This is a genomic window from Caballeronia calidae, assembly GCF_900044055.2.
GTDB classification, from domain to species: domain Bacteria; phylum Pseudomonadota; class Gammaproteobacteria; order Burkholderiales; family Burkholderiaceae; genus Caballeronia; species Caballeronia calidae.
In genome coordinates this window covers 1-19,655 of the sequence record NZ_FCOX02000032.1, presented here as the reverse complement: position 1 = coordinate 19,655, position 19,655 = coordinate 1, and the positions used below count along the sequence as shown (strand labels likewise).

The window sequence follows — 19,655 nt, the reverse complement described above, 5'->3', positions numbered from 1 at the left end:
GGGTATTACTTACCCTTGGCGTTGATGATCGCCTCGGCGACGTTACGCGGAGCTTCAGCGTAGTGCTTGAACTCCATCGTGTACGTTGCACGGCCTTGCGTGGCCGAACGCAGCGACGTCGAGTAGCCGAACATTTCCGACAGCGGAACTTCCGCACGGACGATCTTGCCACCGCCGATCATGTCTTCCATGCCCTGGACGATACCGCGACGGCTGGACAGATCGCCCATCACGTTGCCCATATAGTCTTCAGGCGTTTCGACTTCCACAGCCATCATCGGTTCGAGGATGACCGGGCTTGCCTTGCGCATTGCTTCCTTGAAGGCCATCGAGCCGGCCATACGGAACGCATTTTCGTTCGAGTCCACGTCGTGGTACGAACCGAACGTCAGGTGAACCTTCACGTCGACCACCGGAAAGCCAGCCAGCACGCCCGACTTCAGCGTTTCCTGGATACCCTTGTCCACTGCCGGGATGTACTCGCGCGGGATCACGCCGCCCTTGATTTCGTCCAGGAACTCGTAGCCCTTGCCCTGCTCGTTCGGCTCGAGCGTGATGACCGCGTGACCGTACTGGCCGCGACCACCCGATTGCTTGACGAACTTGCCGTCAACGTCCGCAGCCGTACCGCGGATCGTTTCGCGGTAAGCAACCTGCGGCTTGCCGACAGTTGCTTCCACGCCGAATTCGCGCTTCATACGGTCCACCAAGATTTCCAAGTGGAGCTCGCCCATGCCCGAAATAATGGTCTGGCCCGATTCTTCGTCGGTTTGAACGCGGAACGACGGATCTTCCTGTGCCAGACGGTTCAGCGCCAGACCCATCTTTTCCTGGTCGGGCTTCGTCTTCGGCTCAACGGCCTGCGAAATAACCGGCTCCGGAAAAATCATGCGTTCGAGCACGATCGGGCTTTGCGGATCGCACAGCGTGTCGCCCGTGGTTGCTTCCTTCAGGCCAACGGCTGCAGCGATGTCACCCGCACGCACTTCCTTGATTTCTTCGCGCTGGTTCGCGTGCATCTGCAGAATACGGCCCAGACGCTCCTTCTTGTCCTTGGTCGCATTCAGGATGGTGTCGCCCGAATTGACGATGCCCGAGTACACGCGGAAGAAGATCAGCTGGCCGACGAATGGGTCGGTCATGATCTTGAACGCGAGCGCCGCGAACTTTTCGTCGTCGGCTGCACGACGCTCACCCTTCTCGCCGCTTTCGAGTTCACCCGTAACCGGGGGAATGTCGACCGGCGACGGCAGGAAGTCGATCACGGCGTCGAGCATGCGCTGCACGCCCTTGTTCTTGAACGCGGTGCCGCACAACATCGGCTGGATTTCGCACGCGATGGTCCGGTCGCGGATCGCCTTGACGATTTCCGCTTCCGACAGCTCTTCGCCGCCGAGATACTTTTCCATCAGCTCTTCGCTGGCTTCGGCAGCCGACTCGATCATCTTTTCGCGCCACTCGTTGCACGTATCGACGAGTTCAGCCGGGATGTCGACGTAGTCGAACTTCGTGCCTTGCGACGCTTCGTCCCAAATGATCGCCTTCATCTTCAGGAGATCGACGACGCCCTTGAAGTTTTCTTCCGCGCCGATCGGCACCACGACCGGAACCGGGTTCGCCTTCAGGCGGTTCTTCAGCTGGTCGTAGACCTTGAAGAAGTTCGCGCCGGTACGGTCCATCTTGTTGACGAACGCGAGACGGGGAACCTTGTACTTGTTCGCCTGACGCCACACCGTTTCCGACTGCGGCTGCACGCCGCCCACTGCGCAATAAACCATGCATGCGCCGTCGAGAACGCGCATCGAGCGTTCCACTTCGATCGTGAAGTCGACGTGTCCCGGGGTATCGATGATGTTGATGCGGTGCTCGGGATAGTTGCCGCCCATGCCCTTCCAGAAGGCCGTGGTAGCAGCCGACGTGATGGTGATGCCGCGCTCTTGCTCCTGCTCCATCCAGTCCATCGTTGCTGCGCCGTCGTGAACTTCACCAATTTTATGGTTCACGCCCGTGTAGAACAGGATGCGCTCGGTCGTCGTCGTTTTGCCGGCGTCGATGTGAGCGCTGATACCGATATTGCGGTAGCGCTCGATAGGTGTCTTGCGAGCCACTTTGGATCCTTTTTCGGGTCGGCGCGCCAGCGGATTGCCGGCAGCGCCCTAACACAAACGGGCGAGGCGCCTGGAGTAGCGCACCCGCCCTGAGTTTTCCGTTATGCCCTTTGAGCGGGAGCTTAGAAACGGAAGTGCGAGAATGCCTTGTTGGCCTCTGCCATACGGTGAACTTCGTCGCGCTTCTTCATTGCGCCGCCGCGGCCTTCAGCCGCTTCGGAAAGTTCACCTGCGAGACGCAGGGCCATCGACTTTTCGCTGCGCTTCTTCGCGGCTTCACGCAACCAACGCATCGCCAATGCCATACGACGCGAGGGACGCACTTCGACCGGAACCTGATAGTTGGCACCACCAACGCGACGGCTCTTCACTTCGACCACCGGCTTCACGTTGTTGAGCGCAACCGTGAACACTTCCAGCGGGTCCTTGCCACCCTTGGTCTGGATCTGCTCAAAAGCGCCGTACACGATGCGCTCGGCAACCGACTTCTTGCCGGAGAGCATCAGCACGTTCATGAACTTGGCTACATCTACGTTGCCGAATTTCGGATCCGGCAACACTTCCCGCTTGGGGACTTCGCGACGACGCGGCATGATTCTTCCTTTACTTTTTCAGTTGGAGCGACTTTCAGCTCCGCGGCCACCAACAAACCCGATCCATCTCTTCGACTAAACCAGCTTGGCCGGGTGACCACTTACTCGATAGCACCGGCACTTCCGGCACCACCGCCTTAACCGCCTTGCGGCGACCTGATTCGTTTACTGCAGACGGGCAGCTTACTTGCCAGCCTTCGCGCGCTTCGCACCGTACTTCGAGCGAGCTTGCTTACGGTCCTTGACGCCCTGGGTATCCAGCGAGCCGCGAACCATGTGGTAACGCACACCCGGCAAGTCCTTCACACGACCGCCGCGGATCAGCACGACCGAGTGCTCTTGCAGGTTGTGGCCTTCACCGCCGATGTACGAAATGACTTCGAAGCCGTTCGTCAGACGAACCTTGGCGACCTTACGGAGTGCCGAGTTCGGCTTCTTCGGCGTCGTGGTGTACACGCGGGTGCACACGCCACGACGCTGCGGGCAGTCCTGCAGGGCCGGCGACTTGCTCTTCGTCGTTTCCGACGTGCGGCCTTTGCGAACCAGTTGATTGATGGTTGGCATTGTTTAATCCTAAAAATTAACGAAATCCACGCAAATTTCTCGGGCAAAGCGAAAACAATTGCGTGTTTAGCGATCTCGATGATGAATTCCGCGCGCCGCGCCCAGCGTTAAGCCGGCTCCGAAGGCGGACCAAGAACGAGAACCAAGCATGATATTCCGAAAATCGTAATTGGGTCAATAGGTTGCGAGCATTTTGGAGGTGTTTTGAGCCCCGTTTGTCAATCGGAGCCGACGACGTCGAGCAATTCGTCACCGAAACGCTCGAGTTTTCGCACGCCGATGCCCGGAATATGTCGCAAATCGTCGACGGTATCGGGATCGCTGCGGGCGATTTCGGCGAGCGTGGCGTCGTGGAAGATGACGTAGGCCGGCACGCCGTCGCTCTTCGCGGTTTCCGCGCGCCAGGCGCGCAGCCGCTCCCAACGGGCCTTCTCCCGCGGCGACATGCCGGCAGTTGGATCCGCGCGCTCGCCCGTGCGGCTGGAAGACTGCCGGGCCCGCGCGGGCTTCACATATTTGCGCAGAGTGACGCGCTCCTCGCCTCTCAGGACGGGCTTGCTGGCGTCGGTCAGGACCAGCGCACCGAAGCCGTCGTGATCGACCGCGAGATAACCGAACGCGACGAGTTGCCGGAATACGGCGCGCCATTCGGGTTCGGACATCGCGGCGCCGACGCCGAAGGTCGAGATTTTCTCGTGTCCGCGCTGCAGCACTTTCTCGCTGCGCGTACCGCGCAGGATATCGATCAGATGCCCGGCGCCGAAACGGAACCCACTCGCCTTCTCCGCGCGATACACGCACGACAGCGCCATCTGCGCCTCGCGCGTGGCATCGAACGATGCTGGCGGTTCTAGACACGTATCGCAATTGCCGCACGGCGTGCTCGCTTCTCCGAAGTACGCGAGCAGACGCACGCGGCGGCAGGACGCCACTTCGCACAGGCCGAGCAGCGCATCGAGCTTGCCGGTCTGCACCCGTTTGTGAGCGTCGTCGGCCTCTGATTCGTCGATCATCTTGCGTTGCTGCACGACGTCGCCGAGGCCGTACGCCATCCACGCGTTCGCGGGCATCCCGTCGCGGCCCGCGCGCCCGGTCTCCTGATAGTAGCCCTCGACGCTCTTCGGCAGATCCAGATGCGCGACGAAACGCACGTCCGGCTTGTCGATGCCCATGCCGAACGCGATCGTCGCGCACATGACGATGCCCTCTTCGCGCTGGAACATCTCCTGATGCCGCTGGCGTATCTCGAACTCCATGCCCGCGTGATACGGCAACGCGCGGATGCCCTGCCCTTTCAGCCAGTCCGCGGTTTCTTCGACCTTGCGTCGCGACAGGCAATAGACGACGCCGGCGTCCGTTGTGCCGTCCTTGTTCGTGTGCTCCGCGCGGATGAAGTCGAGCAGTTGCGAGCGCGCGTTGTCCTTTTCGACGATCCGGTAGCGAATGTTCGGCCGATCGAAGCTGGAAACGAAGATGCGCGCATCGTCGAGCGCGAGACGATGCACGATTTCGTCGCGGGTGATGGCGTCCGCGGTTGCGGTGAGCGCGATGCGCGGCACATCCGGAAACCGCTCGTGCAGCACGGAGAGTTGAATGTACTCCGGGCGGAAATCGTGGCCCCATTGCGACACGCAATGCGCTTCGTCGATCGCGAAAAGTCCGACGCGCGTGCGTTCGAGCAATTCGAGAAAGCGCGGGGTCATCAGACGTTCGGGCGCGACATAGAGCAGGTCGATGTCGCCCTCGCGGAGTGCGCGCTCGGTGGCCGCGGCCTCGGCGCCCGACAGCGTCGAATTCAGGTAAGCGGCGCGTACGCCGACCTCTGTCAGCGCGGCGACCTGATCGTGCATGAGCGCGATGAGCGGCGAGACCACGATGCCCGCGCCGAGCCCCGCCTCGCTGCGCACGAGCGACGGAATCTGGTAGCAGAGCGACTTCCCTCCGCCCGTCGGCATGAGCACGAGCGAATCGCCGCCGTTCGCGACATGCTCGACGATTTCCGCCTGTTGTCCGCGAAATGCGGGATAGCCGAAGATTTCGTTGAGTATTTCGAGCGGACGGGACATGGACGAGAAGCGCGCACTGCGACGTGAGAGATAACGAATTCTACCAACGCGTGGTCACGCGCCGACGCGGCGGAACGCATCGTTAGCCGAACGGCAGAGGCGAGGAAGTGAAAATCGGCAGATGAAAAAAAACCGCCCAGCCGAAGCTGGGCGGTTCGATGCTGCTACGAACAAAGACGCTTACTCGTTGGTATGCGGCTGCTGCTGCTCCGCTGCCGGGGTTTCCGGCGTACCGAAGTCGAATGCCTCTTCTGCAGCGATCTGATCGAAACGCTCGCGATCCGACGATTCCTTCGCCTTGCGCGCCTTGTGGAACGCGAGACCCGTACCGGCCGGAATCAGACGGCCGACGATCACGTTTTCCTTCAGGCCACGCAGATCGTCGCGCTTGCCCATGATCGCCGCTTCGGTCAGCACGCGGGTCGTTTCCTGGAACGACGCCGCGGAGATGAACGAATCGGTCGACAGCGATGCCTTCGTGATACCGAGCAGCACGTTGTCGTACGTCGCCGGACGCTTGTCCTCCGCGATCATCTTGTCGTTCTCGTCCAGCATGTCCGAACGCTCGACCTGCTCGCCCGGGATGAAGCGCGTATCGCCGTTGTCGACGATCTGCACACGACGCAACATCTGACGCACGATCACTTCGATGTGCTTGTCGTTGATCTTCACGCCCTGCAGACGGTACACGTCCTGCACTTCGTCCACGATGTAGCGCGACAACGCCTCGATACCCTGCAGACGCAGAATGTCGTGCGGATCGGCAGGACCGTCCACGATCATTTCGCCCTTGTTGACGACCTGACCATCGTGCACCAGCACCTGCTTTTCCTTCGCGATCAGGAACTCGTGCTGATTGCCCTCGAGGTCCGTGATGACGAGACGCTGCTTGCCCTTCGTGTCCTTACCGAACGACGTCGTGCCCGTGACTTCCGCGAGAATACCCGCGTCCTTCGGCGAGCGCGCTTCGAACAGTTCGGCCACGCGCGGCAGACCACCGGTAATGTCACGCGTCTTCTGCGCTTCAACCGGGATACGCGCCAGCACTTCACCGACCTGCACTTGCTGACCATCCTTCACGGTGATCAGTGCGCCGACCTGGAAGCCGATCTGCACCGAATGCTCGGTGTTCGGGATCTTCACTTCCTCGCCGTTCGCGTCGAGCAGCTTCACCTGCGGACGCACGCTCTTCGTCTGCGAGCCGCGGCGCTTCGCGTCGATCGCGACGAGGGTCGAAAGGCCGGTCACGTCGTCGATCTGCTTCGCGACCGTCACGCCCTCTTCGACGTTTTCGAACTTCACCGTACCGCCCCACTCGGTGATGATCGGACGCGTCAGCGGATCCCATTGGGCCAGTTGCGCACCGGCCTTGATGGTCGCCCCGTCGAGTTGCAGCAGCGTCGCGCCGTACGGCACCTTGTGACGCTCACGCTCGCGACCGAAGTCGTCCGCGATGATCGCTTCGCCCGAACGCGAGATGACGACCTGCTCGCCCTTCGCGTTGGTGACGTAGCGCATCGTGGCCGTGAAGCGCACCGTACCGTTCGACTTCGCTTCGACCGTCGAAGCAACCGCCGCACGCGATGCCGCACCACCGATGTGGAACGTACGCATCGTCAGCTGCGTGCCCGGCTCGCCGATCGACTGAGCAGCGATCACACCGACTGCCTCACCGACGTTCACGCGCGAACCGCGACCGAGGTCGCGGCCGTAGCACGCGGCGCACAGGCCATAACGCGTTTCGCAGGTGAGCGGCGTGCGCACGCGCACTTCGTCGATGCCGAGGCTCTCGATCTTTTCCACCGCGTCTTCGTCGAGCAGATCGCCCGAAGCGTAGATCGTCTCCTGCGTTTCCGGATTGACGACGTCCGCCACCGCGACGCGACCCAGAATACGGTCACGCAGCGCTTCGACGACTTCACCGCCTTCGACCAACGCCTTCATCGCGACGCCGTTCGACGTGCCGCAATCATCTTCCACGACGACCAGATCCTGCGTCACGTCGACGAGACGACGCGTCAGGTAGCCCGAGTTCGCGGTCTTCAACGCCGTATCCGCCAGACCCTTACGAGCACCGTGCGTCGAGATGAAGTACTGCAACACGTTCAGGCCTTCGCGGAAGTTCGCGGTAATCGGCGTTTCGATAATCGAGCCGTCCGGCTTCGCCATCAGGCCGCGCATACCGGCGAGCTGACGAATCTGCACCGCGGAACCACGAGCGCCCGAGTCGGCCATCATGTAGATGGAGTTGAACGACTCCTGCTTCGTTTCGTTGCCGTCACGGTCCGTGACGGGTTCCGTCGCGAGCTGCTCCATCATCGCCTTGCCGACCGCTTCCGACGTCGCCGACCAGATGTCGACCACGTTGTTGTAGCGCTCTTGCGCGGTGACGAGACCCGACATGTACTGACGGTCGTACTCCTTCACCTTCTTCGCGGCGTCGCCGACGATCGTCTCTTTCTGCGGCGGCACGAGCATGTCGTCCACGCAAATCGAGATGCCGGCGCGCGTTGCGAGGCGGAAGCCCATCTGCATCAGCTGGTCGGCGAAGATCACCGTTTCGCGCAGACCGCACTTGCGGAACGCCGTATTGATCAGCTGCGAAATCTGCTTCTTCTTCAGCGGCTTGTTCAGCACCGTGAACGGCAGACCCGGCGGCAGAATCTCCGACAGGATCGAGCGGCCGACGGTCGTCGCGTACAACGAGATCTTCGGCACGAACTTCGGCGCGCCTTCGCTCGTGTCCTCGTTCGCCACCATTTCGGTGATACGCACGTTGACGCGCGAAGCCAGCTCGACTTCCTTGTTCTCGTACGCGCGGATCACTTCCGACACGCCCGTGAACGTCATGCCTTCGCCCTTGCCATTGATCGCTTCACGCGACGCGTAGTAAAGGCCCAGCACGATATCCTGCGACGGCACGATCGACGGATCGCCGTTCGCCGGGAACAGGACGTTGTTCGACGCCAGCATCAGCGTGCGCGCTTCCATCTGCGCTTCGAGCGACAGCGGCACGTGAACGGCCATCTGGTCACCGTCGAAGTCGGCGTTGAACGCCGCGCAGACGAGCGGGTGCAGCTGAATCGCCTTACCTTCGATCAGCACCGGCTCGAAAGCCTGAATGCCGAGACGGTGAAGCGTAGGCGCACGGTTCAGCATGACCGGATGCTCGCGGATCACCTCTTCCAGGATGTCCCACACCACCGGCGTCTGGTTCTCGACTTCCTTCTTCGCAGCCTTGATGGTCGTAGCCACGCCCATCACTTCCAGCTTGTTGAAGATGAAAGGCTTGAACAGTTCGAGCGCCATCAGCTTCGGCAGACCGCACTGATGCAGCTTGAGCGTCGGGCCGACCACGATCACCGAACGGCCCGAGTAGTCCACACGCTTACCGAGCAGGTTCTGACGGAAGCGACCGCCCTTACCCTTGATCATGTCGGCGAGCGACTTCAGCGGCCGCTTGTTCGCGCCGGTCATCGCCTTGCCGCGACGGCCGTTGTCGAGCAGCGAGTCGACGGCTTCCTGCAGCATCCGCTTTTCGTTGCGGACGATGATCTCAGGCGCCTTCAGCTCGAGCAGACGCTTCAACCGGTTGTTACGGTTGATCACGCGGCGATACAGGTCGTTCAGGTCCGAGGTCGCGAAACGGCCGCCGTCCAGCGGCACGAGCGGACGCAGTTCCGGCGGCAGCACCGGCAGCACGTCGAGCACCATCCAGTCCGGCTTGATGCCCGAACGCTGGAAAGCCTCGAGCACCTTCAGGCGCTTCGCGTACTTCTTGATCTTCGCTTCGGAACCGGTGTTTTTCAGTTCCGTGCGCAGCGTTTCGACCTGTTCGTCGATGTTGATCGCGCGCAGCAGTTCGCGCACGCCTTCCGCGCCCATTTCGGCACGGAATTCGTCGCCGTACTCTTCGACCTTGTTGTAGTAATCCTCTTCCGTCATGATCTGCCGCGCTTTCAGCGGCGTCATGCCTGGATCGATGACCACATAAGCTTCGAAGTACAGCACGCGCTCGATGTCGCGCAGCGTCATGTCGAGCACCATGCCCAGACGCGACGGCAGCGACTTCAGGAACCAGATGTGCGCGACCGGCGAGGCCAGCTCGATGTGGCCCATCCGCTCACGACGCACCTTCGCCAGCGTCACTTCGACGCCGCACTTCTCGCAGATCACGCCACGATGCTTCAGGCGCTTGTACTTGCCGCAAAGGCATTCGTAGTCCTTGATCGGACCAAAAATCTTCGCGCAGAACAGACCATCCCGCTCCGGCTTGAACGTGCGGTAGTTGATGGTCTCCGGCTTCTTCACTTCGCCGAACGACCAAGAACGAATCTTGTCGGGCGACGCGAGGCCGATCTTGATCGCATCAAAAACTTCTTCTTGTTGGACTTGCTTGAATAGATCGAGCAGAGCTTTCATTGCTTTCTCTCCGTAGTCCGATTAGTTGCGGTCCAGATCGATATCAATACCGAGCGAGCGGATTTCCTTCACCAACACGTTGAAGGATTCCGGCATGCCCGCGTCGATCACGTGGTCGCCCTTGACCAGATTCTCATAAACCTTGGTCCGGCCCGTCACGTCATCCGACTTGACCGTCAGCATTTCCTGCAGCACATACGACGCGCCATACGCCTCGAGCGCCCACACTTCCATCTCACCGAAGCGCTGGCCACCGAACTGCGCCTTACCACCCAGCGGCTGCTGCGTGACGAGCGAGTATGGACCGGTCGAACGCGCGTGCATCTTGTCGTCGACCAGGTGGTGCAACTTCAGGTAGTGCATGTAACCGACCGTGACCTTGCGCTCGAACGGTTCGCCCGTGCGGCCGTCGTGCAACTGGACCTGATTCTTCGAGGGGTTCATGCCGAGGTTCGTGGCGATCTCGTCCGGGTAAGCCAGATCGAGCGCGCGCCCCATTTCCTCTTCCGTTGCGCCGTCGAACACCGGCGTCGCGAACGGCACGCCTTCGCGCAGGTTCTTCGCGAGTTCGAGGATTTCGTCGTCGGAGAAGTTTTCCAGCTCTTCCTTGCGACCCGACTCGTTGTAGATCTTCGTCAGGAACACGCGCATTTCTTCGATCTTCGTCTGACGCTGCAGCATTTCGCCGATACGCCAGCCGAGACCCTTCGCGGCCCAACCCAGATGCACTTCGAGAATCTGACCCACGTTCATCCGCGAAGGCACGCCGAGCGGGTTCAGCACGACGTCGGCCGGACGGCCATCGGCCATGTACGGCATGTCTTCGATCGGCACGATCTTCGACACGACACCCTTGTTACCGTGACGGCCCGCCATCTTGTCGCCAGGCTGCAGACGACGCTTGACCGCGAGATACACCTTGACCATCTTCAGCACGCCCGGCGGCAGTTCGTCGCCTTGCGTGAGCTTCTTGCGCTTCTCTTCGAACGCGAGATCGAACTGGTGACGCTTCTGCTCGATCGAGTCCTTGATCGCTTCCAGCTGCGCCGCTGCTTCTTCGTCCGCGAGGCGGATGTCGAACCAGTGGTAGTGGTCGAGATCTTCGAGGTACGCCAGGTCGATCGCCGTGCCCTTCGCGAGCTTCTTCGGACCGCCGTTCGCGACCTTGCCGTTCAGCATGCGCGCGAGACGCTGGAACGCGTCGCCTTCCACGATGCGCAGCTGGTCGTTCAAATCGAGGCGATAGCGCTTCAGTTCGTCGTCGATGATCTGTTGCGCGCGCTTGTCACGCGTGATGCCTTCGCGCGTGAACACCTGCACGTCGATCACCGTGCCGCTCATGCCCGAGGGCACGCGCAGCGACGTGTCCTTCACGTCCGACGCCTTCTCACCGAAGATCGCGCGCAGCAGCTTTTCTTCCGGCGTCAGCTGGGTTTCGCCCTTCGGCGTGACCTTGCCGACCAGCACGTCGCCTGCTTCGACTTCCGCGCCGATGTACACGATGCCCGACTCGTCGAGACGGCCAAGCTGCACTTCAGCGAGGTTCGAAATATCGCGCGTGATTTCTTCCGGTCCGAGCTTCGTGTCGCGAGCAACGACATTCAACTCTTCGATGTGGATCGACGTATAGCGATCGTCCGCAACGACCTTCTCCGAGATCAGGATCGAGTCTTCGAAGTTGTAGCCGTTCCACGGCATGAACGCGACCAGCATGTTCTGGCCGAGCGCGAGCTCGCCCAGATCCGTCGAGGCGCCGTCGGCCAGCACGTCGCCGCGCGAGACCTTGTCGCCGACCTTCGCGATCGGCCGCTGGTTGATGTTCGTGTTCTGGTTCGAACGCGTGTACTTGATCAGGTTGTAGATGTCCACGCCGACGTCGCCTGCAACGGCTTCATCGTCGTTCACGCGAATCACGATACGGCCAGCGTCCACGTAATCCACCACACCGCCACGCAGCGCCTGCACGGTCGTACCCGAGTCGACAGCCACCGTACGCTCGATACCCGTACCGACGACCGGCTTCTCCGGACGCAGGCAAGGCACGGCCTGACGCTGCATGTTCGAGCCCATCAACGCGCGGTTCGCGTCGTCGTGCTCGAGGAACGGAATCAGCGATGCAGCCACCGACACGATCTGCGACGGCGCCACGTCCATGTACTGGATGCGGTCCGGCGTGACCATCATCGTTTCGCCCGCTTCACGCGAGGACACGAGCTCGTCGGTCAGCGTACCGTCTTCGCCGACGGCCGCGTTCGCCTGCGCGATGACGTAACGGCCTTCTTCGATCGCCGACAGATAGTCGATCTGATCTGTCACCTTGCTATCCACGACCTTGCGATACGGCGTTTCGAGGAAGCCGTACTCGTTCAGGTGCGCGTACAGCGCGAGCGAGTTGATCAGACCGATGTTCGGACCTTCCGGCGTTTCGATCGGGCACACGCGACCGTAGTGCGTCGGATGCACGTCGCGGACTTCGAAGCCCGCGCGCTCGCGCGTCAGACCGCCCGGTCCCAGTGCGGAAACGCGACGCTTGTGCGTGATCTCCGACAGCGGGTTGGTCTGGTCCATGAACTGCGAGAGTTGCGACGAACCGAAGAACTCGCGAATTGCCGAGGAAATCGGCTTCGAGTTGATCAGGTCGTGCGGCATCAGGTTCTCGCTTTCGGCCTGGCCGAGGCGTTCCTTCACCGCGCGCTCGACGCGCACGAGACCCGCGCGGAACTGGTTCTCCGCGAGTTCGCCGACGCAACGCACACGGCGATTGCCGAGGTGGTCGATGTCGTCCACTTCGCCCTTGCCGTTACGCAGCTCGACGAGGATCTTGATGGTCGCGAGGATGTCGTCGTCCTGCAGCGTCATCGGGCCAATGATTTCGTCGCGGCCGACGCGGCGATTGAACTTCATACGGCCGACCTTCGACAGGTCGTACGCGTCTTCGCTGTAAAACAGACGGTTGAACAGCGCCTCGACCGCTTCCTCGGTCGGCGGCTCGCCCGGACGCATCATGCGATAGATCGCGATGCGCGCGGCCATCTTGTCGGCGGTTTCGTCGATACGCAGCGTCGACGAGATGTACGGACCCTGATCCAGATCGTTCGTGTAGAGCGTCTGGATGTCCTTGACCTTCGCTTCGCGCAGTTTTTCGAGGACCGATTCCGTGATTTCTTCGTTGGCGTTCGCGATCACTTCGCCCGTTTCGGGGTCGATCACGTTCTTCGCCAGCACGCGGCCGAGCAGATACTCCTCGGGCACCGAGATGAACTTCGTCTTGGCGTTTTCGAGGTCGCGGATGTGCTTCGCGTTGATCCGCTTGTCCTTCGTGACGATGACGTTGCCGTCGCGATCCTGGATGTCGAAGCGTGCGACTTCACCGCGCAGACGCTCCGGAACGAATTCCATCTGCGCGCCTTCGCTCATCAGGCCGAAGTTATCGAACACGAAGAAGTTCGCCAGAATCTGCTCCGGCGACATGCCGATAGCTTTCAGCAGAATCGTGACCGGCATCTTGCGGCGACGGTCGACGCGGAAGTACAGCACGTCCTTCGGATCGAATTCGAAGTCGAGCCACGAACCGCGGTACGGAATGATCCGCGCCGAGAACAGCAGCTTGCCGGAGCTGTGCGTCTTGCCCTTGTCGTGCTCGAAGAACACGCCAGGCGAACGGTGGAGCTGCGACACGATCACGCGCTCGGTGCCGTTGATGACGAACGAACCCGTCGGCGTCATGAGCGGAATTTCGCCCATGTACACTTCCTGTTCCTTCACTTCCTTGACCACCGGCTTGCTCGGCGACTCTTTGTCGAGCAGAACCAGGCGCACTTTCGCGCGCAGTGCCGAGCAGTACGTCAGGCCGCGCTGCTGACATTCCTTGATGTTGAATGCGGGCGGCGACAGCATGTAGCTGACGAACTCGAGCCGCGCGAAGCCGTTGTGCGAGACAATCGGGAAAACAGAGGTGAACGCAGCCTGCAAGCCTTCTGACTTGCGCTGCGAAGACGACGTGTCTGCTTGCAGAAACGTCTGGAATGATTCAAGCTGGGTCGCCAGCAAAAAGGGAACTTGGTGAACGATGGGGCGCTTCGCGAAACTCTTGCGAATACGCTTCTTCTCGGTGAAGGAATATTGCATACGATCTCCGAATCACGGCGGGCGTTACCGAGGCGGGATACCTCGATGTCACAGCCCGGTGTTCACCGACTGAGACCCGCGCACGTGTCCGGGGAGGACGCGCGAGTCTAGAAGCTTGGTGGTTGGCCGCTACCAACCGCTGGCTGACGGCAGCGGATGCCTGTGTTTCCCGCTACCCGACCAAACTTGCCTTCTGCAGTCGCTTCAGAAGACAAAGAGAACGATCGGAAATTTATGCCGGCACGAACGTTCTCTTTGGCTTCTGCGAGGACATTTATGCTTGCTGACAAGCATAAAAACTGCGTCCCCACAAAGCACAAAAAGGCCGGCGGTGAAAAACCGCCAGCCTTCGCATAGCGCAACGAAACTTACTTGATTTCAGCCTTCGCGCCTGCGTCTTCCAGCTTCTTCTTCGCTTCTTCAGCAGCAGCCTTGGGCACCGCTTCCTTGATGGGCTTCGGTGCGCCGTCGACCAGGTCCTTCGCTTCCTTCAGGCCGAGACCCGTCAGTTCGCGAACTGCCTTGATGACGGAAACCTTGTTCGCGCCTGCTTCGAGCAGGTTCACGGTGAACTCGGTCTGCTCTTCAGCAGCAGCAGCAGCGCCACCAGCGCCTGCCGGGCCAGCAACTGCGACAGCAGCAGCCGACACGCCAAACTTCTCTTCGAACGCCTTGACCAGCTCGTTCAGTTCCAGCACCGACATCGCGCCAACGGCTTCCAGGATGTCTTCTTTTGCGATTGCCATTTGAAATACTCCTAAATTGAATTCGGATCGAGCTAGCGATCTAGCTTTGCCTTAAGCGACTAGCGCCCAAGCGTGATCGTTAAGCGGCTTCGCCCTGCTTCTTCTCAGCCAGCGCGGCCATAGCGCGCGCAAAGCCGGAAACAGGTGCCTGCATGACGAACAGCAGCTTGGAGAGCAGTTCTTCGCGACTCGGGATGTTGGCCAGCGCTTGCACGCCTGCCTTGTCCATCACCTTGCCTTCGTAGGAACCAGCCTTGATGATCAACTTGTCATTGCTCTTGCCGAAGTCATTCACGACCTTGGCAGCGGCAATGGCATCTTCCGAGATGCCGTAGATCAGAGGACCGGTCATCTGCTCAGCCAGCGGAGCGAACGGCGTACCTTCGACGGCGCGACGCGCCAGCGTGTTCTTCAACACGCGCAGATACACCTGTTGCTCACGCGCTTTCGCGCGCAGCTTGGTCAGATCGCCAACCGTGATCCCACGATACTCAGCGAGCACCATCGTCTGAGCCTTCGCGACTTGCGCGGCGACTTCAGCGACGACTGCCTGCTTATCTTCTTTGTTCAGTGGCACGGTTAAACCTCCAGATTCGATGCACTCGGGCTACCAACCCTCATGCACCACGTTCGACAACGGCGTCCGACTGTTAGGAGTATTTCGGTCGATTGGTGAAACGTCTCACGACGCTCGACAACCGACTTCAACCACTGCAAAACTGTTTCGGGTTCGCCATCTGCGTTGGCTTGAATTAAGGCGATACCTACTTGCTGCATCACCACCAACGGTCTTTGACAACCGGCTGCTCGATTCAGAACCTCGATCCAGCAGCCGCCCAAAGCCCTTTTAGAAGCGCGGCCAGTCGGCCGCGCCCGAAATTCTTACTGCTGCGCCAGCGTGCCTTGATCCACGCGAACGCCGACACCCATCGTGCTCGACACGGCGATCTTGCGCAGGTACACGCCCTTGCTCGTTGCCGGCTTGGCCTTTTGCAGCGCGTCGATCAGCGCAGCCAGGTTCTGGCGGAGCGATGCCGACTCGAACGATGCGCGACCGATCGTGCCGTGAATGATACCGGCCTTGTCGACGCGGAATTGCACCTGACCTGCCTTCGCATTCTTGACTGCTTGGGCGACGTCCGGGGTAACCGTGCCGACCTTCGGGTTCGGCATCAGACCGCGCGGGCCGAGAATCTGACCGAGCGTACCGACCACGCGCATCGTGTCCGGCGAAGCGATTACGACGTCGAAATTCAGATTGCCAGCCTTGACTTGCTCGGCCAGGTCTTCCATGCCGACCACGTCGGCACCCGCTGCGCGAGCTTGTTCAGCTTTGTCGCCTTGGGCGAACACTGCCACGCGAACCGACTTGCCGGTACCGGCAGGCAGAACCACCGAACCGCGAACAACCTGGTCCGACTTCTTCGCATCGATGCCGAGCTGCACTGCCACGTCGATCGACTCGTCGAACTTGGCACTCGCGCACTCCTTCACGAGGGCCAGCGCATCGTCGATCGCGTACAGCTTCTGACGATCCACCTTGCTGGCGAATGCCTGAAGGCGCTTAGAAAGCTTAGCCATTTACACGCCCTCCACAGTGATACCCATCGAACGCGCGCTACCGGCGATCGTGCGCACGGCTGCGTCCAGATCAGCTGCCGTAAGATCCGGCATCTTGGTCTTCGCGATTTCTTCCGCTTGAGCGCGGGTGATGTTGCCGACCTTGTCGGTATGCGGCTTGCTCGAACCCTTCTGCACGCTGGCTGCCTTCTTGATCAGAACGGTAGCCGGCGGCGTCTTCATGATGAAGGTGAAGCTCTTGTCCGCGAATGCCGTAATGACGACCGGCACCGGCAGACCCGGCTCCATGCCCTGCGTCTGCGCGTTAAACGCCTTGCAGAACTCCATAATGTTCAGGCCGCGCTGGCCCAGTGCCGGACCGACCGGCGGCGACGGGTTGGCTTTACCTGCAGGAATCTGCAGCTTGATAAAGCCGACGATTTTCTTTGCCATGTTGAAAACCTCTGCTGAACGCGTGAACGTTCGGTGAGTGGTAGCGCGCGTTCGACGTTGCCGGCTACTGACGCTCCTCAACGGTCATGACGCGGACCGTAAGCGCGAATCGCGCGATGACTCGAGAGCCACGCGCGATATAGTCGATTAAAGCTTTTCGACCTGGCCGAACTCGAGTTCGACCGGCGTCGAGCGCCCGAAGATCGTGACGGAGACACGGACTCGGGACTTTTCGTAATTCACTTCTTCGACATTGCCGTTGAAGTCGGTGAACGGACCTTCCTTCACGCGGACCATCTCGCCCACTTCGAAAAGGGTCTTCGGCCGCGGCTTTTCGACACCTTCCTGCATCTGCGACATGATTTTTTCGACTTCACGCGCAGAGATGGGACTGGGACGATTGCGTGCGCCACCCACGAAACCGGTGACTTTCGCCGTATTCTTGACCAAGTGCCACGTTTCGTCGGTCATTTCCATTTCGACCAGAACGTAGCCCGGAAAGAAGCGACGCTCTGTGACCGACTTGTGTCCGCCTTTTACTTCAACGACTTCTTCGGTCGGGACAAGAATCTGACCGAATTGATCTTGCATGCCCGCACGTTCGATGCGCTCCTGAAGCGCACGTTGCACGCTCTTCTCCATGCCGGAGTAGGCGTGCACGACGTACCAACGCTTTCCACTCGGGGATGTCGGAGTATCGCTCATATCATTTCCAACCCAGAATCGCCGAGAAAATCACCCACTCGATCGACTTATCGCTAAGCCAAAGGAAAATGGCCATGATCAGAACAAACGCGAAGACCACCAGGGTCGTTTGCGTGGCCTCTTTGCGGGTCGGCCAGACGACTTTGCGGACTTCCTTGTACGAGTCCTTGGCGAAGGCGATGAAGCCCTTGCCTGGCGCAGAGAGAAGACCGACTGCAACACCCGCGATGACACCGACAGCAAGCGCTGCGCCGCGGATGTACCATTCTTGGCCCGAGAGCCAGAAGAATCCCACGAACCCGGCCAAGACCAACAATACACCCGCCACCAACATCAACTTGTCGCCGGAAGTATTTACAGTTTCGACGGAAGGATTCGCCATAACACCTTAAACAGCGCCACTTGGCGCGAGAATTTGGCAGGGGCAGAGGGAATCGAACCCCCAACCTTCGGTTTTGGAGACCGACGCTCTGCCAGTTGAGCTATACCCCTAAACCATTGGGGCCGACGGATTTCGCCGACCCCGAAACCACTAACTACCGAGCAGATCTCTGGCTCTTACTCGATAATCTTCGCCACGACACCGGCGCCGACGGTACGGCCGCCTTCGCGGATTGCGAAGCGCAGGCCTTCTTCCATGGCGATCGGAGCGATCAGCTTGACCGTGATCGACACGTTGTCGCCCGGCATCACCATTTCCTTGTCCTTCGGCAGCTCGATCGAGCCCGTCACGTCCGTCGTACGGAAGTAGAACTGCGGACGATAGTTGTTGAAGAACGGCGTGTGACGGCCGCCTTCGTCCTTGCTCAGCACGTACACTTCAGCCGTGAAGTGCGTGTGCGGCGTGATCGAACCCGGCTTGGCCAGAACCTGGCCGCGCTCCACGTCTTCTCGCTTCGTGCCGCGCAGCAGGATACCGACGTTGTCGCCCGCTTGACCCTGGTCGAGCAGCTTGCGGAACATTTCCACGCCCGTGCAGGTCGTCTTCACCGTCGGCTTGATGCCAATGATTTCGATTTCCTCGCCGACCTTCACAACGCCACGCTCGATACGGCCGGTCACCACCGTGCCACGACCCGAGATCGAGAACACGTCTTCCACCGGCATCAGGAACGAACCATCCACTGCGCGCTCCGGCGTCGGGATGTACGTGTCCAGCGCGTCGGCCAGGCTCATGATCGCCACTTCGCCCAGCTCGCCTGTGTCGCCCTCGAGCGCCAGCTTGGCCGAGCCCTTGATGATCGGCGTGTCGTCGCCCGGGAAGTCGTACTTCGAAAGAAGCTCGCGCACTTCCATTTCGACCAGTTCGAGCAGCTCGGCGTCGTCCACCATGTCGCACTTGTTCAGGAACACGATGATGTAAGGCACGCCAACCTGACGCGCCAGCAGGATGTGCTCACGCGTTTGCGGCATCGGGCCGTCAGCGGCCGAGCACACCAGGATTGCGCCGTCCATCTGCGCGGCGCCCGTGATCATGTTCTTCACATAGTCAGCGTGGCCCGGGCAGTCGACGTGTGCGTAGTGGCGGTTAGCCGTCTCGTACTCGACGTGCGCCGTGTTGATGGTAATACCACGCGCCTTTTCTTCCGGCGCGGCGTCGATCTGGTCGTACGCCTTGGCTTCGCCGCCGAACTTCTTGGTCAGCACCGTCGTGATTGCTGCCGTCAGCGTGGTTTTGCCGTGGTCAACGTGACCGATCGTGCCCACGTTCACGTGCGGCTTGGTCCGCTCGAATTTACCTTTGGCCATTTTCGACTCCTAACAGGATTTTCGCACCTTGCGCCGCGCGCAACTTACTAGACTGATACAGCTGGTGCCCATGGGCAGGATCGAACTGCCGACCTCTCCCTTACCAAGGGAGTGCTCTACCACTGAGCCACATGGGCACTACAAAACCGTCACTGGAGCGGGTGAAGGGAATCGAACCCTCGTCATAAGCTTGGAAGGCTTCTGCTCTACCATTGAGCTACACCCGCGAGGGTTGGATTCCCTTACCGCTTGAATTCTGGTGGAGGAGGTTGGATTCGAACCAACGTAGGCGTAAGCCAACAGATTTACAGTCTGCCCCCTTTAGCCACTCGGGCACCCCTCCGCAGAGAACTATCGATTATGGGGCAACAACACGCCGTTGTCAAGCGCTTCTTACGACCCAAGACAATCGATGCTCTCACTTATAGGTGAGACGAAACGCAAAAAGCCCCAACTCATGGAGTTGGGGCTTTGCTTGCTTTCAGCATGAGGAGCCTGACGATTACCTACTTTCACACGGGTGATCCGCACTATCATCGGCGTGGAGTCGTTTCACGGTCC

The 19,655-nt window shown here is 60.4% G+C and carries 13 protein-coding genes and 4 tRNA genes; all 17 read right to left on the bottom strand.

The genetic code is table 11. From position 1 onward, the window contains the following. Positions 1 to 5 precede the first annotated feature (5 nt). The 17 genes from fusA to AWB78_RS25185 all read right to left on the bottom strand — a co-directional run bounded on the left by fusA (position 6) and on the right by AWB78_RS25185 (position 19,437). Complete coding sequence (fusA, locus tag AWB78_RS25265) at positions 6 to 2,108, bottom strand: elongation factor G (protein ID WP_045452234.1); 2,103 nt, start codon at positions 2,106 to 2,108, stop codon at positions 6 to 8. Positions 2,109 to 2,230: 122 nt separating this feature from the next. Further along, positions 2,231 to 2,701, bottom strand: a complete 471-nt coding sequence (gene rpsG, locus AWB78_RS25260; RefSeq protein ID WP_006053291.1) for a 30S ribosomal protein S7 — start codon at positions 2,699 to 2,701, stop codon at positions 2,231 to 2,233. Between the two features lie 183 nt (positions 2,702 to 2,884). Beyond that, positions 2,885 to 3,265, bottom strand: a complete 381-nt coding sequence (rpsL, locus tag AWB78_RS25255) for a 30S ribosomal protein S12 (protein WP_006053290.1) — start codon at positions 3,263 to 3,265, stop codon at positions 2,885 to 2,887. 218 nt (positions 3,266 to 3,483) lie between these two features. Continuing rightward, positions 3,484 to 5,331 carry a DNA helicase RecQ gene (recQ, locus tag AWB78_RS25250; protein ID WP_062608722.1) on the bottom strand — a complete coding sequence of 616 codons (1,848 nt, stop codon included), beginning with the start codon at positions 5,329 to 5,331 and terminating at the stop codon, positions 3,484 to 3,486. Between the two features lie 180 nt (positions 5,332 to 5,511). Next, the gene (gene rpoC / locus AWB78_RS25245; protein WP_062608721.1) at positions 5,512 to 9,753 is read right to left on the bottom strand and encodes a DNA-directed RNA polymerase subunit beta'; all 4,242 of its coding nucleotides are present in this window, start codon (positions 9,751 to 9,753) and stop codon (positions 5,512 to 5,514) included. Positions 9,754 to 9,774: 21 nt separating this feature from the next. After that, positions 9,775 to 13,881 carry a DNA-directed RNA polymerase subunit beta gene (gene rpoB, locus AWB78_RS25240; protein ID WP_062608720.1) on the bottom strand — a complete coding sequence of 1,369 codons (4,107 nt, stop codon included), beginning with the start codon at positions 13,879 to 13,881 and terminating at the stop codon, positions 9,775 to 9,777. A gap of 368 nt (positions 13,882 to 14,249) precedes the next feature. Next, positions 14,250 to 14,627 carry a 50S ribosomal protein L7/L12 gene (gene rplL, locus AWB78_RS25235; RefSeq protein ID WP_062608719.1) on the bottom strand — a complete coding sequence of 126 codons (378 nt, stop codon included), beginning with the start codon at positions 14,625 to 14,627 and terminating at the stop codon, positions 14,250 to 14,252. Between the two features lie 79 nt (positions 14,628 to 14,706). Continuing rightward, entirely contained in the window at positions 14,707 to 15,204 is a 498-nt protein-coding gene (gene rplJ / locus AWB78_RS25230; protein WP_062608718.1) for a 50S ribosomal protein L10, read from the bottom strand. A gap of 305 nt (positions 15,205 to 15,509) precedes the next feature. Beyond that, positions 15,510 to 16,208, bottom strand: a complete 699-nt coding sequence (gene rplA, locus AWB78_RS25225; RefSeq protein WP_062608717.1) for a 50S ribosomal protein L1 — start codon at positions 16,206 to 16,208, stop codon at positions 15,510 to 15,512. Then, complete coding sequence (gene rplK / locus AWB78_RS25220) at positions 16,209 to 16,640, bottom strand: 50S ribosomal protein L11 (protein WP_062608716.1); 432 nt, start codon at positions 16,638 to 16,640, stop codon at positions 16,209 to 16,211. A gap of 147 nt (positions 16,641 to 16,787) precedes the next feature. Continuing rightward, positions 16,788 to 17,345, bottom strand: a complete 558-nt coding sequence (gene nusG, locus AWB78_RS25215; RefSeq protein ID WP_062608715.1) for a transcription termination/antitermination protein NusG — start codon at positions 17,343 to 17,345, stop codon at positions 16,788 to 16,790. 1 nt (position 17,346) lies between these two features. Beyond that, entirely contained in the window at positions 17,347 to 17,727 is a 381-nt protein-coding gene (gene secE, locus AWB78_RS25210) for a preprotein translocase subunit SecE (RefSeq protein ID WP_062608714.1), read from the bottom strand. A gap of 34 nt (positions 17,728 to 17,761) precedes the next feature. After that, a tRNA-Trp gene (locus AWB78_RS25205) sits at positions 17,762 to 17,837 on the bottom strand. A 66-nt stretch (positions 17,838 to 17,903) separates the two neighbouring features. After that, positions 17,904 to 19,094, bottom strand: a complete 1,191-nt coding sequence (gene tuf / locus AWB78_RS25200) for an elongation factor Tu (protein WP_062608713.1) — start codon at positions 19,092 to 19,094, stop codon at positions 17,904 to 17,906. Positions 19,095 to 19,156: 62 nt separating this feature from the next. After that, a tRNA-Thr gene (locus AWB78_RS25195) sits at positions 19,157 to 19,231 on the bottom strand. A 16-nt stretch (positions 19,232 to 19,247) separates the two neighbouring features. Then, positions 19,248 to 19,321, bottom strand: a tRNA-Gly gene (locus tag AWB78_RS25190). 30 nt (positions 19,322 to 19,351) lie between these two features. Further along, positions 19,352 to 19,437: transfer RNA gene (locus tag AWB78_RS25185), tRNA-Tyr, on the bottom strand. Positions 19,438 to 19,655 lie beyond the last annotated feature (218 nt).